Source organism: Streptomyces sp. NPDC001222 (genome assembly GCF_042896945.1).
Classification (GTDB): domain Bacteria; phylum Actinomycetota; class Actinomycetes; order Streptomycetales; family Streptomycetaceae; genus Streptomyces; species Streptomyces gibsoniae.
Genome location: NZ_JBIAXT010000019.1, coordinates 59,579 through 74,456, shown reverse-complemented (window position 1 = coordinate 74,456; position 14,878 = coordinate 59,579). Strand labels below are relative to the sequence as shown.

Sequence of the window (14,878 nt, the reverse complement as noted above, 5' to 3'; positions counted from 1 at the left end):
GGCATGGACCTGCACTTCGGCGACAGCGAGCCGACGGACGAGGAACGGGCGGCCGTCGACGCCCTGCTCGGCCCTCCCGAGTCCGCGTGGGAGGGTGCCGACCGCTCCGAGGAGGACCTCAGGTGGGCGCGCGGCGGACGCGCCGCCCGGGACCGCCGTGAGCTGCTGCTGCCGGGGCTGCACGCGATCAACGACCGGATCGGCTGGATCAGCGCGGGCGCCCTCGGCTATCTGTGCCGGCGGCTGACCGTGCCGCCCGCGGAGGCCTACGGGGTCGCCACCTTCTACGCGATGTTCTCGGTCGCGCCCCGGCCCGCGACCGTACTGCACGTCTGCACCGACCTTGCCTGCACGGCCGCCGGGGCTGGCGCGCTGTGCGCGGGGATCGAGGCCCGGCTCGGGCCCGGCAGCGGTGTCGGCGTCGAGCGGAGCCCCTGCCTCGGCCTGTGCGAGCGCGCTCCGGCGACGCTCGCGATCAGGGCCGGGGATCCGGTCCGTACGGCGGTGTCGGCGCCGGCGACGGCGGAGGCCGCGGTGCTCGCCGCGAGCGCCCCCGACTCGGCGCCGCCGGAACCTCCGGCGCAGCGGGCGGTTCCCCAGGCAGGCGACCCCTCGCTGATCCTGCTGCGCCGGGTCGGCGTCGTCGACCCGGCCTCGCTGGACGACTACCGCGCCCACGGCGGCTACACGGCCCTGCGCCGGGCCTTCGCGCTGGGCCCCGCCGGGGTGATACGGGAGGTGACCGACTCGGGTCTGGTCGGGCGCGGCGGCGCCGCCTTCCCCACCGGCCGCAAGTGGCAGGCCACGGCGTCCCAGCCCGGCCGCCCGCATCATCTGGTGTGCAACGCCGACGAGTCGGAGCCGGGCACCTTCAAGGACCGCGTGATCATGGAGGGTGACCCGTACGCGCTGGTGGAGGCGATGACGATCGCGGGCTGTGCGATCGGTGCGCACCGCGGCTGGATCTATCTGCGCGGCGAGTACCCGCGCGCGCTTCAGCGGCTGGAGCACGCGATCGCCCAGGCACGCGCGCGGGGTCTGCTCGGCGACGACATCCTCGGTCAGGGGTACGCCTTCGACATCGAGATCCGCCGGGGCGCGGGCGCTTACATCTGCGGTGAGGAGACCGCCCTGTTCAACTCCATCGAGGGGTACCGGGGCGAGCCGCGCAGCAAGCCGCCGTTCCCGGTGGAGAAAGGGCTGTTCGGCGAGCCCACCGTCGAGAACAACGTGGAGACGCTGGTCAACGTCCTGCCGATCCTGACGCAGGGCGCGGAGGCCTACGCGGCGATCGGCACGGAGCACTCCACGGGGCCCAAGCTGTTCTGTGTCTCGGGGAGCGTCGCGCGGCCGGGCGTCTACGAAGTGCCCTTCGGCGTCACCCTCGGCGAGCTGCTGGCACTGGCCGGGGTGCGGCCGGGGCTGCGGGCCGTGCTGCTGGGCGGTGCGGCCGGTGGCTTCGTACGCCCCGACGAAACGGACATCCCGCTCACCTTCGAAGGCACCCGGCGAGCCGGGACCACGCTCGGCTCCGGGGTCGTCATGGCCTTCGACGACACCGTGCCGCTCCCCCGGCTGCTGCTGCGGATCGCCGAGTTCTTCCGCGACGAGTCCTGCGGACAGTGCGTGCCCTGCCGGGTGGGGACCGTGCGGCAGCAGGAGGCGCTGCAGCGGATCGTGGAGCGCACGGGCGCGGCGGCCGCCGATGACATCGCGCTGCTCAGGGAGGTGGGCCGAGCCCTGCGAGACGCCTCGATCTGCGGTCTCGGACAGACCGCGTGGAACGCCGTGGAATCCGCCGTCGACCGTCTGGGGGCCTACGAATGACCGCGATACCGCTCGGAGTGCCGCGCCGGCTGGTCGAGTTCACCCTCGACGGGCAGACGGTCAGGGTGCCCGAGGGCTCGACGATCCTGGACGCCTGCCGGGATGCCGGGAAGGACGTCCCGACCCTGTGCCAGGGCGACACACTCACCCCGAAGAACGCCTGCCGGTTGTGTGTCGTCGAGGTCGAGGGCGCGCGCACCCTCGTGCCGGCCTGCTCGCGCAGGGCGGAGCCCGGTATGGAGGTCGGGACCGACACCGAGCGCGTGCGTCACAGCCGGAGGCTGGTGCTGGAGCTCCTCGCGTCCTCGGTCGATCTGTCGACGACCCCGAGGGCCGCCGAGTGGCTGAAGGAGTACGGCGCGGAGCCGGACCGCTTCGGCCCCGACGCGGCCCGGCTGGGCGAGCAGCCGCGGATCGACAACGAGCTGTATGTGCGCGACTACGACAAGTGCATCCTGTGCTACAAGTGCGTGGACGCCTGCGGCGAGCAGTGGCAGAACACCTTCGCGATCGCCGTGTCCGGGCGCGGCTTCGACGCCCGTATCGCCGTCGAGCACGACGGTCCGCTGACCGGCTCGGCATGTGTGTACTGCGGCAACTGCATCGAGGTGTGCCCCACCGGGGCGCTGTCCTTCAAGTCGGAGTTCGACCGGCGCGCCGCGGGTACCTGGGACGAGTCGGCGCAGACGCGTACGACGACCGTCTGCGCGTACTGCGGTGTGGGCTGCAATCTCACTCTGCACGTGCAGGACAATGAGATCGTGAAGGTCACCTCCCCGCACGACAACCCGGTGACCCACGGCAACCTCTGCATCAAGGGCCGTTTCGGCTACCAGCACGTACAGAACCGGGGCTGATCAGAACATGGGACGAGTCACGGAACGACGCAAGGTGATCCGCATCCGGGACGGCGCGGTCTCCGCCCGCCCGGACACGCTCGTCGCGGAGGAACCACTGGAGATCAGGCTCAACGGCAAACCGCTCGCGATCACCATGCGCACCCCGGGCGACGACTTCGCGCTCGCGGCCGGATTCCTGGTCAGCGAGGGGGTGCTCGGCGCGGCTGACGAGCTGCGCAACATCGTCTACTGCGCCGGGGCGACCGTCGACGGATCGAACACGTACAACGTGGTGGACGTGCAGACCGCGCCGGGCGTGACCGTCCCCGACATCACCCTCGAACGCAATGTCTACACGACCTCGTCGTGCGGTCTGTGCGGCAAGGCGAGCCTGGACGCGGTCCGTACGACGGCTCGCTGGCCCATCGCCGACAACCCCCCGGTCCGGGTGGACCCGGAGCTGCTCGCGAGCCTCCCCGACCGGCTGCGGGCCGCACAGCGGGTCTTCGACCGGACCGGCGGGCTGCACGCGGCGGCCCTGTTCACCGAGGACGGGGAACTGCTCGACATCCGCGAGGACGTGGGCCGGCACAACGCGGTCGACAAGCTGGTCGGGCGAGCCCTGCAGAACGGGGACCTGCCCCTGTCCCGGACCCTGCTGCTGGTCTCGGGGCGGGCCTCCTTCGAGCTGGCGCAGAAGGCCGTGATGGCGGGCATCCCGGTGCTGGCGGCGGTCTCGGCGCCCTCGTCGCTGGCGGTCGACCTGGCCGCGGAGACGGGTCTGACCCTGGTGGGCTTTCTGCGGGGCAGCTCCATGAACGTGTACGCGGGCGAGGACCGCATCACCCTGCGGACCGCGGCCGCCCAGGGCTGACGGCTCCCCGCGGCACGGCGGCGGGGCCCCGACCGGCGGGGAGCGCCCCCTGCGCCGCAGGGGCCCCGTCTCAGTTCCGCTCCTGGGCCACCTCCCTTCCGTCGCCTTCGGGGGATCGCCACCGTCGGAGGAGGTCTTGGACGGCGGGATGGCGGGGGCGCAGGCCGGATTGCGTCGGACCGGCACGAAAGGGGCACCGGTATGGGCCTGCGAGGACAGCGGATCGTCGTCGGCGGCACGTCGGGCATCGGACTCGCGGTCGCGGAGGCGGCCGCTCGGGAGGGGGCGGAGGTGGTGGTCGCCTCACGGCGGCAGGAGAACGTGGACGCCGCGCTGCGGCGGCTCCCGGAGGGCACCGAGGGCCGGGCGCTCGACGCCACCGACGAGGACGCGGTACGCGCCTTCTTCGAGGCGGTCGGGGACTTCGACCACCTGGTCTGCACGGCCGGTGAGTCGCTGCTCATGGAGAGCCTGGCCGATGCGGATCTGGCGCGGGCGCGGCGTTTTCTGGACACCCGGCTGTGGGGCGCGTACACGGCCGTCATGCACGGGGCGTCCCGGATCCGCCAGGGCGGTTCCGTGGTGCTGACCACGGGGACCGCGGGCCGCAGGCCGCTGCCCGGCACCACCGTGGCCGCGAGCCTGTGCGGCGCGATGGAGTCGCTCACCCGGGCGCTGGCCCTGGAGCTCGCCCCGGTCCGGGTGAACGTGGTCTCCCCGGTCTGGTCCGCACCGAACTGTGGCGGGAGATGACCGGGGAGGACCGGGACGCGCTCTTCGGGGCCGCCACCGCCTCGCTCCCGGTGGGGCGGGTGGGGACGCCGGAGGATGTCGCGGAGGCGTATCTGTATCTGATGCGTGGCGGCTACAGCACCGGCTCGGTGGTGGTCGTGGACGGCGGCGGTCCGCTGGTCTGACGGTCGTGCCTCCGCATGGGGGCGGGGCCCGACCGGTCACCCGGTGGCCAGGCGCACCCGCGAGGCCGTCACGACCGATCCCAGGCGTGGGAAGTCGAGCCGGACCGACGCCTCGTGCTCGGCGGTGGTGAACGCGGCCATGGCGTCCTCGGCGAAGACGAGGGCATAGCCGAGGTCGGCGGCGGCGCGGGCGGTGGACTCCACGCCCAGGTTGGTGGCGATTCCACCGAACACCAGGGTGCTGACGCCCCGTTCCCGCAGGTGCTCGTCGAGACGGGTGCCCTGGAAGCCGCCGATCGTCCCCTTCACGACCTCCAGGTCGCCGTCCCTGAGCAGGCCGTCCGCCAGTCCGCTGCCGGGCGGCTGTTCGGCGACCGAGGGGCGTTCGACGCGGGTGAGCACGACGAGGGCGCCGGCCGCGCGGAACGTCTGCGCCAACTCCTCGGCGGCGTGCAGGACTTCGGTGCCCTTACGGGGCTCCAGGGGCAGCGCGACGATGCGGTCCATCAGATCGACGAGCACGAGCGCGGTGCGCGTGGGATCGAGTGTGAGAGGTGCGGTCATGACGGAACGTTAGCCGTCGTCAGCCCTCCGTGCCCGAGATCCGGATCAGCAGATCCATGAAACGGTCGCGCTCGGCCGCCGAGAGCGGGGCGAGCAGGGTGTCATTCGCCTGGCGGGCGGCCTTCTCACAGCGGTCCAGCAGCCGTGCGCCGTCCGGAGTGAGCGACACGGCGTTCTTGCGCCGGTCCCCGGGGTCCGGCGCGCGCACCACGAGACCCGCGGACTGCAGGTCGTTGAGGATGCCGACCAGGTCCTTCGGGTCGAGCCCGATGCCGCGGCCGAGATCGGCCTGGGCGACCGGGGCGAGGTCGCGGACGGCCGAGAGCACCACGTGGTGCCACATCTTCAGACCTTCGGCGGCGAGCGCCTCGGCCACCAGGGCGCGGCCGCGGGCGGCGGCGCGCCCGAGGAGCCAGCTCGGGAGGGAGCGGATCGCGGTGAGGGGAGGTTCGGCAGCCATGGCGGAAGCCTAGCGAAAAATCGTTGGACTCCCCAATGAAATTGGCTACCGTTGGGATCACCAACGACTTCTGGAGGTGCGATGCGCCGCGTCCGCTACGAATCCACCCACGGCCCCCTGTTCGTCGAGGAGGCCCCGGTGCCCTCTGCGGGCCACGGCGAACTCCTGGTGCGCTGCGAGGCCGTGGGGGTCACCCTGCCGGTCGTGCGCACGGTCACCGAGGCCGCCGAGCCGATCCCGCTCGGCGGGGAGATCGCGGGCGAGGTGGTGGCGGTCGGCGGCGGCGTAAGCCGCTTCCGGGCCGGTGACCGCGTGACGGGACTGTGCTTCGGGCACGGGTACGCCGACTTCGCCGTGCTGCACGAGACCATGGCCTCCCCCGTACCGGACCACGCCACGGCCGTCGACGCCGTCGCCCTGGTCCGCAGCGGACTGGTCGCGCTCGGGGCGCTGACCGCGGCCCGCCCGGAGCCGGGCGAGTCGGCGCTGGTCACGGGGGCCGCGAGCGGTGTCGGTCAGCTCGCGGTCCAACTGGCCCGGACACGCGGTGCGTCCCGCGTCGTGGGCGCGGTGTCGGGCGCATGGAAGGCGGAGTTCGTACGTTCGCTCGGCGCCGACGAGGTGGTCACCTACGACGCCCCCGACTGGGGGGAACCCGTCGACTACGCCCTGGACGCGGTCGGCGGCGCCCTGCTCACCCCGGCTCTGGGTGCCGTGGCCCCGGGCGGGCGGCTCGTGGTGTACAGCTCGGGCGGCGGCACCCTTCAGGCGTACGACCTGCTGGCGGGTGCGAAGACCGTGACCGGGTTCCAGATGGCACGGATCGCCCGGGGGCGGCCGGAGTTGTACGAGCGGTGGCGGCGGGAGCTGTGGCGGCTGTTCGAGGAGGGGGCGCTGCGGCCCGTCGTCCACGGGGTGTTCCCGCTGGAGGAGGCGGCGAAGGCGCACTCGGTGATCGAGTCGCGCGAGAACCTCGGCAAGGTGGTGCTGCGCCCCTGACCTCCTCGACGGTTCCCCGCAGCGGCCGGGGAACATGGGTCCTGCACGCTTCTTGTGGGGCCATTGAGACCCCAAGTACCGTCTGTGGCCTGCACGTTGGACATGGGATGTCCAGTATGTCCAGATGCTTGAGTCCAGACGCATGAAGGGCGGGCCGCACCATGCCGTCAAGTCTCCGTGCACGACTCAGATCGACCCTGACCGCCGTCCTCACCGCCGCCGCGCTGCTCGCGCTGCCCAGCCCGGCGGGTGCGCAACCGGCCCGGAGCGAGGGCCGTTTCGAACAACAGGTGCTCTTCAAGGCCTCCCAGGATCCCGGCTACGCCTGCTTCCGCATCCCGGCCGTCGTGAAGACGAAGAAGGGCACCCTGCTCGCCTTCGCCGAGGGCCGCGTGCTCAACTGCGGTGACGCCGCCGACATCGACATCGTGGTCAAGCGCTCCACCGACGGCGGCCGCACCTGGGGCCCGTTGCAGGTGGTCGACGAGGGCGCCGGGGACACCCACGGCAACCCGGCCCCCATCGTGGACCGGAGGACGGGCCGCATCCTGCTCGCCGAGACCTACAACACGGGCCGTACGGACAGCGCGAGCTGCTCGGTGCCCTGCGACCGCACCCCCCATCTGCAGTACAGCGACGACGACGGGCTGAGCTGGTCGGCGCCGCGGGATCTCAGCCCGCAGATCCTGCCCCCGGACTGGAACTCCTGGTACGCCACCGGGCCCGTGCACGGCATCCAGCTGACGCGCGGCCGGCACGCGGGCCGTCTGGTCTTCGGCGTCAACACCGAGACCTGGAACGGCAGTCGGGTGACCGCGAACCACGCCGCGCTCATCACCAGTGACGACGGCGGCGACCACTGGCACATCGGCGCCACCGACTCCTGGCCGATCGCGGACGACGGCACCTACCGCCAGAAGCCCTCCGAACTCACCCTCGCCGAACGCGAGGACGGCTCGATCCTGGTCAGCGGACGCGAGCAGGACGGCACCGACCTCGGCCACCGCACCCAGACCGTGAGCCGCGACGGCGGCAGCAGCTTCGTCGCCCCCTTCCGCGATCTGCCGGACCTGTACGCACCCCAGGTACAGGGCTCGATGCTGCGTCTCGGCGACCGCATCCTGCTGGCCTGCCCCGGCGACCCCGACCGCCGCCGGACGATGATGATCCGCTCCTCCTACGACGGCGGACGCACCTGGGACAGCGTGGACCGCGGCACCGTCGTCACCACGGACTGGTCCGGTTACTCCGACCTGGTCCGCGCCGAGGGGGACACCGTGGGACTCCTCTACGAGGGGGGCGCGGTCGACGCGCGGGACGAGATCCGCTTCGCCCGCTTCACCGAGGACTGGCTGCAACCGCGCCGCGGCCCCGACCCGACCACCCCCGACCGGGCCCCGGGCACCCGGCCGGCCGCGGTCCTCGGCGGCGCGCGGCAGACGGACGGCGTGTTCGGCGGCGCCCTGGAGTTCGACGGCGCCGACGACGCCGTACGCCTGCCGTACCAGCGGCAACTTCCGCTCGGCAGCAAGGACTTCACCGCCTCGCTGTGGTTCCGGTACACGGCGACGACCGGTGAGCAGCCCCTGCTCTGGATGGGCGGCATCGGCACCTCGCAGCCGCAGGTGTGGCTGCGCGGGGAGCCCGCCTCGAACCGCATCCAGGGCCTGATCACCGTCCGCGACGGTGCCTCGGCCCCGAAGTCCGCGTATGTACGCACGTCCGGCGCGTACAACGACGGCCAGTGGCACCGTCTGGCGCTGCGCCGAGGCGGCGGCCGGCTCACACTGTTCATCGACGACACCGAGCTGAGCAGCGCGGATGTGCCCGGTTCCGTGAGCCGCAACTCCCCCTTCGGGGTGCACGTCGGCCAGCGGATGGACAGCCGGGCCTTCTTCACCGGCGCGATCGACGACGTACGGGTCTACGACAGGGCGCTCGGCGACGACGAGATCACCGCGCTGCGCACCGGCGCCCGGGTCTCCACCCGGGACACGGTGCTGTGGCTGCCCATGGACCAGGTGAGCGGCAGCCACTAACGTCCCCGGCGTGCCCGACGACACCACGGCACGACGGCGGGCCGGGACCGGGCTCGGCCTGGTCCTGGCCCTGGTCTGCGCGGCCGTGCTGCTCACCGCCCTCCCGGACCACGACCGGGAGGGCGGCGGCTGCGCCCCGCGCACCCCCGCGGCCTGGACGGCCGACACCGCGCTGGACGCCGAGTTCACGCGGTACGGCGACGACTCCGCGCGCACGGACGACTGGACCGGCGGCGACGGCACCCATTCGGTGCGGCTGCCGGACGGGCGGGTGCTGTGGCTGTTCTCGGACACCTATCTCGGCCCGGTGCACGGCCCGCCCAACCCGGTCGGCGAGTCGTACGTCTGGCGGGAGGTCTCGACGCCGCTGGTGCGCAACTCCGCGGTCGTGATGTCCCGCGCGGGCCGGCTGGAGCGCACGCTGCCCGCGCCGCTGTTCCCCGACCCCGCGCCCGGTGAGTGGCGCTGGCCGGTGGCGGCACAGGTCGAACCCCGCTCCCCCGGCTCCGCCGAGCAGGTCGTCCGGGTCCTGCTGTGGACCCGGACGACCGGCACCTACCCCTGGATCTACGGGGTCCCCGCCGCCACCGAGGTCGCCACGCTGTCCCTGCCGGATCTGCGGGTCGAGAGCGCCGTGCGGATCCTCGACCAGCGGGGCATCCCCGACCCGTCCCGGCGGGTGCTGTTCGGCACGACGACGACGGCCGACGGAACGTGGACCTATGTCTTCGGCGGCGACGACGCCCGGGCGGCCGGGCGCCCCGCCTCCCGGGCGTATCTGGCCCGGGTGGCGCGCGGCCGGCTGGCCGACCCCACGGCCTGGCAGTACTGGAACGGCTTGGCCTGGACGTCCCGGCCACGGCTCGGGGCCGTGCTGGGAGACGGGCGCGGCACCGGCGTGGCCAGCGCGTTCACGGTGGTGCGCGACCAGGGGACCTATGTGCTGTTCACCATGGCCGCCGGCACCCCGGGGCTGACCACGGTCACCTCCTACTGGGCGTGCGCGCCCACCGGCCCCTGGCACGGGCCGGGGCGGAGGCTGCGCGCGCCGCTCCCCCAGGGCGAGGTGGCCGCGTACAACCCGCAGGCGCATCCGGAGCTGAGCGGTGGTGACGGCAGGCTGGTGCTCAGCTACGACGTCAACTGGCTGGACGCGACGGGGGGCGCGGCGCAGACGAACCTCAGCCGGAACGTGTCCCTGTACCGACCGCGGTTCGTGGCGCTGCGGCTGTCCCGGGGCTGACCGCCGGCCGCTCGGGGTCGTGCGCCCGGCGCTTGGCGATCACCGCGCACACCATGAGCTGCATCTGGTGGAAGAGCATCAGCGGGAGCACGGCCAGGGAGGCGTGCGCGCCGAACAGGACACTCGCCATGGGCAGCCCGGAGGCGAGGGACTTCTTGGACCCGGCGAACTGGATCGCGATCCGGTCCTCGCGGCTGAAGCCCAGCGCCCGGCTGCCGTACCAGGTCAGGACGAGCATCACGGCGAGCAGGGCCGCCTCGACCACGAGCAGCCCGCCCAGCCTGAGCGGGCTCACCTGGTGCCAGATGCCCTGGACCATGCCCTCGCTGAAGGCGGTGTAGACGACCAGCAGGATCGAGCCGCGGTCGACGAGCCCGAGCACCTTCTTGTGCCGGGTGATGAAGCCGCCGACCCAGCGCCGCAGCAGCTGCCCCGCGACGAACGGCACCAGCAGTTGCAGCACGATCGTGACGAGCGAGTCCGCGGAGAAGCCGCCGCCGCTGTTGCCGAGCAGTACCGCCGCGAGCAGCGGGGTGATCACGATCCCGGCGAGGGAGGAGAAGGAGCCCGCGGAGATCGCGGCGGGCACATTGCCCCGGGCGATCGAGGTGAAGGCGATCGACGACTGGATGGTCGACGGGACCAGGGTGAGGAAGAGCAGACCGGTGTAGAGGCTGTGTGTCAGCAGCACCGGCACCAGGCCGCGGGCGGCGAGGCCGAGCAGTGGGAAGACGACGAACGTGCAGGCCAGCACGGTGCCATGGAGGCGCCAGTGCCTCAGTCCGGTCAGCGCCTCCTGGGTGGAGAGCCGCGCGCCGTACAGGAAGAAGAGGAAGGCGATGGCGGCCGTGGACCCACCGGAGGCCACGTGCGCGGCCATGCCCCGTGCCGGGACGAGAGCCGCGAGCCCTACGGTCCCCAGCAGCAGGACGATGTAGGGATCGACGGGCATCCAACGCGGCCATCGCAGGCGTTTCACGGTGCTCCACTTACGTTCGCTGTACGTCCGGGGTCGGACACGGTCGTGCCCTCTCCATCGTCCCCCTGCGCCGATCGATCGGGAATCCCGTACACCGCTCTGACTGTCATCGCGTTCCGCGATAACCTCGAGGATGTGTACGACCCTGCCCGGCTGCGCACCTTCCTGGCGGTGGCCCAGACGCTGAGCTTCACCCAGGCCGCCCGGCGGCTCGGGCTGCGCCAGTCCACGGTGAGCCAGCATGTGCGGCGGCTGGAGGACGCGACCGGGCGCCCGCTGTTCGCCCGGGACACGCACTCGGTCCAGCTGACGGAGGACGGCGAGGCGATGCTCGGCTTCGCACGCCGGATCCTGGAGGTGCACGAGCAGGCCACGGCGTTCTTCACCGGCACCCGGCTGCGGGGCCGACTGCGGTTCGGCGCCTCGGAGGACTTCGTGCTGACCCGGCTGCCGGAGATCCTGGAGCGCTTCCGCTACGACCATCCCGAGGTGGACCTGGAGCTGACGGTCGAGCTGTCGGGCACCCTGCACGAGCTGCTCGCGGCGGGCCGGCTCGATCTGGTGCTGGCCAAGCGGCGCCCCCAGGATCCGCGCGGGCAGCTGGTCTGGCACGACAGGCTGGTGTGGATCGGCGGGGAGCGGCTGCGGCTGGACCCCGACCGCCCGGTGCCGCTGATCGTCTACCCGCCCCCGGGGATCACCCGGGCACGTGCCCTCGAGGCGCTGGAGAAGCAGGGGCGTGCCTGGCGTATCGCATGCACGAGCGGCAGTCTCAACGGTCTGATCGCGGCGGCCCGGGCCGGGCTCGGTGTGATGGCGCACTCCCGGGGGCTGGTCCCGCCGGGTCTGGTGCGGGTGCCGGAGCGGGCGGGGCTGCCGGACCTGGGGGAGATCGACTTCGTTCTGGTCGAGGGTGAGCGGCCGGGCCCGGCGCGGCACACGGCCCGCGCGCTCGCGGCGGCGATCCTGGCGAGCGGGGACCGGCTGCACCGCCGGTAGGGGGGTGACAGAAGCAACGCCGCACACGCTGAGGAAGACAGCGGCACAGGGGGCCGAGCAGCCGGGTCGATGATCGCGGGCCCCGATTGAACCCCCGTACTACTGGCGAGTAGGGTGTGCGGGGCGGTAGCCGCGTCGTACAGATTCCGTGGAGATTGTCGGGCCGGTGACTACGACGCCGTAAGGAATTTCGTCCTCTCCTTACCCTTCTGCACATATTTTCCGGGGCTGACCTGAGCGATTTGTGCCCTGCCCACGGGTTTCCGACCCCCTCCCGCCCCGCCGGGCTCTCAGGTAGCTTTCACGGCGCTGTGCGGAGCGCCACAAGGAGCGGGGATTGCGCGAGTTCACCAACCCTCCGTCGGCGTCGACGCCGCCGGTGGGCGGTCTGGCCGACGTCGTCTTCGAGTATGCCCAGGAAGATCCACTCCGTTTCGCCCTCGGACGCAAGGACGCCGAGGGGCACTGGCGGGATGTGACCGCCGCCGAGTTCCGGGACGAGGTCCTCGCCCTGGCGAAGGGCCTGCTGGCCGAGGGGATCCGGTTCGGGGACCGGGTCGCGATCATGTGCCGTACCCGCTACGAGTGGACGCTGTTCGACTTCGCGCTGTGGACCATCGGCGCCGAGGTGGTGCCGGTCTATCCCACCTCGTCGGCGGAGCAGGTGTTCTGGATGCTGCACGACGCCCAGGTGTCGGCCGCGATGGTGGAGCACGAGGACCACGCGATGACCATCGCGACCGTCATCGACCGCCTTCCGCACCTGCACCGCTTGTGGCAGCTGGACGTCGGCGCCCTGCAGGGACTGTACGACGCGGGCGCCCATCTCGAGGACGAGGTGGTGCACCGGCACCGGCAGGCGGTGACCCCCGAGACCACGGCGACCATCATCTACACCTCCGGCACCACCGGCCGCCCCAAGGGCTGTGTGATCTCGCACGGCAACTTCATGTTCGAGGCCGACACGGTCATCGAGCGCTGGGAGCCGGTCTTCCACTCCCGCAGGGGCGATGAGGCGGCCACCCTGCTGTTCCTGCCGCTCGCGCATGTCTTCGGGCGGATGGTGCAGGTGGCGGCCTTCCGCGGCAGGGTCAAGTTCGGCCATCAGCCCCAGCTCAACGCGGCGGCGCTGCTCCCCGACCTGGCCGCGTTCAAGCCGACGTTCTTCCTGGCTGTGCCGTACATCTTCGAGAAGGTCTTCAACGCGGCCCGCCGCAAGGCCGAGAAGGAGGGCCGCTCCGGGCCCTTCGAGAAGGCGGTCGAGGTCGCCGTGAAGTACGCGGACGCGATCGAGGCGAAGGCGTGGGGCATCGGCCCCGGCCCCTCGGCGGGCCTGCGGATGCAGCACCAGTTCTTCGACAAGGTCGTGTACAGCAAGATCCGTGCGGCGATGGGCGGCCGGGTGCGGCACGCCATGTCCGGCGGCTCGGCGATGGACCGCCGGCTCGGGCTGTTCTTCGCGGGCGCGGGCGTGCAGATCTACGAGGGCTACGGGCTCACGGAGACGACGGCGGCCGCGACCGCGAATCCGCCCGGGCGCACCCGCTACGGCACGGTGGGTCAGGCCATCCCCGGCACCACGGTGCACATCGCGGACGACGGCGAGATCTGGCTGCACGGCGGCCATGTCTTCCAGGGCTATCTCAACAACCAGAAGGCCACGGACGAGTCCCTGCACGACGGCTGGCTCGCCACCGGCGACCTGGGTGTGCTGGACGAGGACGGCTTCCTCACCATCACCGGGCGCAAGAAGGAGATCCTGGTGACCTCCGGCGGCAAGAGTGTCTCGCCGGGGCCGCTGGAGGAGCGGGTACGGGATCATCCGCTGGTCGCGCAGTGCATCGTCGTGGGCAACGACCGCCCCTACGTCGCCGCGCTGGTCACCCTCGACTCCGAGGCCGTGGAGCACTGGCTCGCAATGCGCGGCAAACCGCGGCTCACCCCCGCCCAGCTGGTGCGCGACCCCGATCTGGAGACCGAGGTGCGGCGGGCGGTGGTGGCGGCGAACACGCTGGTCTCGCAGGCCGAGTCGATCCGCACCTTCCGTATCCTCGCGCACCAGTTCACCGAGGAGCACGGGCTGCTCACTCCCTCGCTGAAGCTGAAGCGCAAGGCGATCGAGAAGGCGTACGAGGCCGAGGTGGAGGCGCTGTACCGGAGCTGAGCCCGGTCATGGTGCCCCTCGACGTGTTCACCCCATCGTGATTCAATGTTCAATCAAATGAGGGAGCGCGAGGAGGTCGCACCATGGCGGAACTGGGACTCGCCGACACGGTGGGGATCCTCCGGCAGCCCGGGGTGCGGCCCCGGGGCAGCAGCGCGGGGCTCGGCTGGGAGCGGCTGTATGTGTCGTCCCAGGAGGAGCTGTCCTATCGCGCGGACTTCGAGCCCGCCCCCACTCATCTGGTGATCCTGCACCTCAGCGGGCCCGTCACGGTGCGCCGGGGACGTGGAGCCGCGACCCGCTCGGGGAAGATCCCCGCCGGGGGGCTGTTTCTGCAGCCGGCCGGCCGGACGCTCTCCGTCGAGCTCGACGGCCGGCTCGACACGGTGCACGCGTATGTGGCGGACCAGGCGCTGCGAGAGGCCAATGACGGCCGTCCCGTGGAGCTGTCCGAGGAGCTCGGTGCCACGGATCCGCTCACCGAGCAGCTCGTGCTCGCACTCGACGGCGCGGTGCGGCGCTGGGAGCCGTCCGCCCGGACCTACGTGGACCATCTGACGGGCATGCTCGCCGCACAACTCGTACGGTGCCACGCCGCGCGCCCGGCCGAGCCGCCGTCCGTGCCGTCGGGGCTGTCGGAGCGGCAGCTGTCGGCCGTACGGGACCTCATGCGGGAGCGGCTCGCCGAACCGCTGCCGATCGCGGACCTGGCGGCCGCGGCCTCGCTCAGCCGCAGCCAGTTCACCCGGCAGTTCCGGGCCAGCACGGGACAGTCCCCGCATCAGTACCTCCTGCGGCTGCGCCTGGAGCAGGCGTGCCGGATGCTGCGCACCGGGACCTGGCCGATCGGGCAGATCGCCGCCGACTGCGGGTTCACCCACCAGGAGCATCTGACGCGGGTGATGCGCGCCCGGCTGGGGACGACCCCGGCCGCGGTGCGGCGCGCGGCCGCCTGACCGCGGCCGCAACCCGCG

The 14,878-nt window shown here is 72.3% G+C and carries 12 protein-coding genes and 1 pseudogene; 10 read left to right on the top strand and 3 right to left on the bottom strand.

The annotated features are described in order from the left end of the window. Positions 1-3 precede the first annotated feature (3 nt). The 4 genes and pseudogenes from ACFY2Z_RS24410 to ACFY2Z_RS24395 all read left to right on the top strand — a co-directional run bounded on the left by ACFY2Z_RS24410 (position 4) and on the right by ACFY2Z_RS24395 (position 4,457). Positions 4-1,827, top strand: coding sequence for an NADH-ubiquinone oxidoreductase-F iron-sulfur binding region domain-containing protein (locus ACFY2Z_RS24410; protein WP_390746225.1), 1,824 nt, complete (start codon positions 4-6; stop codon positions 1,825-1,827). After that, positions 1,824-2,684: a 2Fe-2S iron-sulfur cluster-binding protein gene (locus ACFY2Z_RS24405; RefSeq protein ID WP_390746224.1), complete on the top strand. Its 861-nt coding sequence runs from the start codon at positions 1,824-1,826 to the stop codon at positions 2,682-2,684. The genes ACFY2Z_RS24410 and ACFY2Z_RS24405 overlap by 4 nt, the downstream gene beginning before the upstream one ends. A gap of 7 nt (positions 2,685-2,691) precedes the next feature. Then, positions 2,692-3,540 (top strand): formate dehydrogenase accessory sulfurtransferase FdhD, encoded by an 849-nt coding sequence (gene fdhD / locus ACFY2Z_RS24400; RefSeq protein ID WP_390746223.1) that lies wholly within the window; start codon positions 2,692-2,694, stop codon positions 3,538-3,540. 201 nt (positions 3,541-3,741) lie between these two features. After that, positions 3,742-4,457: pseudogene (locus ACFY2Z_RS24395) on the top strand (SDR family oxidoreductase). A gap of 36 nt (positions 4,458-4,493) precedes the next feature. Here the strand turns inward: ACFY2Z_RS24395 and ACFY2Z_RS24390 are convergent. Beyond that, positions 4,494-5,021, bottom strand: a complete 528-nt coding sequence (locus ACFY2Z_RS24390; RefSeq protein ID WP_390746222.1) for an isochorismatase family protein — start codon at positions 5,019-5,021, stop codon at positions 4,494-4,496. 19 nt (positions 5,022-5,040) lie between these two features. Then, complete coding sequence (locus ACFY2Z_RS24385; protein WP_390746221.1) at positions 5,041-5,481, bottom strand: MarR family winged helix-turn-helix transcriptional regulator; 441 nt, start codon at positions 5,479-5,481, stop codon at positions 5,041-5,043. An 81-nt stretch (positions 5,482-5,562) separates the two neighbouring features. Here ACFY2Z_RS24385 and ACFY2Z_RS24380 point away from each other — a divergent pair, with 81 nt between their 5' ends. The 3 genes from ACFY2Z_RS24380 to ACFY2Z_RS24370 all read left to right on the top strand — a co-directional run bounded on the left by ACFY2Z_RS24380 (position 5,563) and on the right by ACFY2Z_RS24370 (position 9,762). Next, positions 5,563-6,480: a zinc-binding alcohol dehydrogenase family protein gene (locus tag ACFY2Z_RS24380; protein WP_390746220.1), complete on the top strand. Its 918-nt coding sequence runs from the start codon at positions 5,563-5,565 to the stop codon at positions 6,478-6,480. Between the two features lie 161 nt (positions 6,481-6,641). Next, positions 6,642-8,519 (top strand): exo-alpha-sialidase, encoded by a 1,878-nt coding sequence (locus ACFY2Z_RS24375; RefSeq protein ID WP_390746219.1) that lies wholly within the window; start codon positions 6,642-6,644, stop codon positions 8,517-8,519. 10 nt (positions 8,520-8,529) lie between these two features. After that, positions 8,530-9,762 (top strand): hypothetical protein, encoded by a 1,233-nt coding sequence (locus tag ACFY2Z_RS24370; protein WP_390746218.1) that lies wholly within the window; start codon positions 8,530-8,532, stop codon positions 9,760-9,762. Here the strand turns inward: ACFY2Z_RS24370 and ACFY2Z_RS24365 are convergent. After that, positions 9,701-10,741 (bottom strand): bile acid:sodium symporter family protein, encoded by a 1,041-nt coding sequence (locus ACFY2Z_RS24365; protein ID WP_390746217.1) that lies wholly within the window; start codon positions 10,739-10,741, stop codon positions 9,701-9,703. The genes ACFY2Z_RS24370 and ACFY2Z_RS24365 overlap by 62 nt on opposite strands. Positions 10,742-10,876: 135 nt before the next feature. On the opposite strand from ACFY2Z_RS24365, the gene ACFY2Z_RS24360 reads away from it, so the two are divergent. The 3 genes from ACFY2Z_RS24360 (at position 10,877) to ACFY2Z_RS24350 (ending at position 14,860) form a co-directional block, all read left to right on the top strand. After that, on the top strand, positions 10,877-11,740 hold the full coding sequence (locus ACFY2Z_RS24360; protein WP_390746216.1) for a LysR substrate-binding domain-containing protein: 864 nt from the start codon (positions 10,877-10,879) through the stop codon (positions 11,738-11,740). Positions 11,741-12,077: 337 nt separating this feature from the next. Next, complete coding sequence (locus ACFY2Z_RS24355) at positions 12,078-13,904, top strand: AMP-dependent synthetase/ligase (protein ID WP_390746215.1); 1,827 nt, start codon at positions 12,078-12,080, stop codon at positions 13,902-13,904. A gap of 83 nt (positions 13,905-13,987) precedes the next feature. Beyond that, on the top strand, positions 13,988-14,860 hold the full coding sequence (locus tag ACFY2Z_RS24350) for a helix-turn-helix domain-containing protein (protein ID WP_390746214.1): 873 nt from the start codon (positions 13,988-13,990) through the stop codon (positions 14,858-14,860). Positions 14,861-14,878 lie beyond the last annotated feature (18 nt).

Bases quoted from the DNA above. Each gene is read 5' to 3' on its own strand.
- ACFY2Z_RS24405 (WP_390746224.1), top strand. From the start codon at position 1,824: ATGACCGCGATACCGCTCGGAGTGCCGCGCCGGCTGGTCGAGTTCACC.
- ACFY2Z_RS24375 (WP_390746219.1), top strand. From the start codon at position 6,642: ATGCCGTCAAGTCTCCGTGCACGACTCAGATCGACCCTGACCGCCGTC.
- fdhD (WP_390746223.1), top strand. From the start codon at position 2,692: ATGGGACGAGTCACGGAACGACGCAAGGTGATCCGCATCCGGGACGGC.
- ACFY2Z_RS24385 (WP_390746221.1), bottom strand. From the start codon at position 5,481: ATGGCTGCCGAACCTCCCCTCACCGCGATCCGCTCCCTCCCGAGCTGG.
- ACFY2Z_RS24350 (WP_390746214.1), top strand. From the start codon at position 13,988: ATGGCGGAACTGGGACTCGCCGACACGGTGGGGATCCTCCGGCAGCCC.
- ACFY2Z_RS24380 (WP_390746220.1), top strand. From the start codon at position 5,563: ATGCGCCGCGTCCGCTACGAATCCACCCACGGCCCCCTGTTCGTCGAG.
- ACFY2Z_RS24390 (WP_390746222.1), bottom strand. From the start codon at position 5,021: ATGACCGCACCTCTCACACTCGATCCCACGCGCACCGCGCTCGTGCTC.
- ACFY2Z_RS24410 (WP_390746225.1), top strand. From the start codon at position 4: ATGGACCTGCACTTCGGCGACAGCGAGCCGACGGACGAGGAACGGGCG.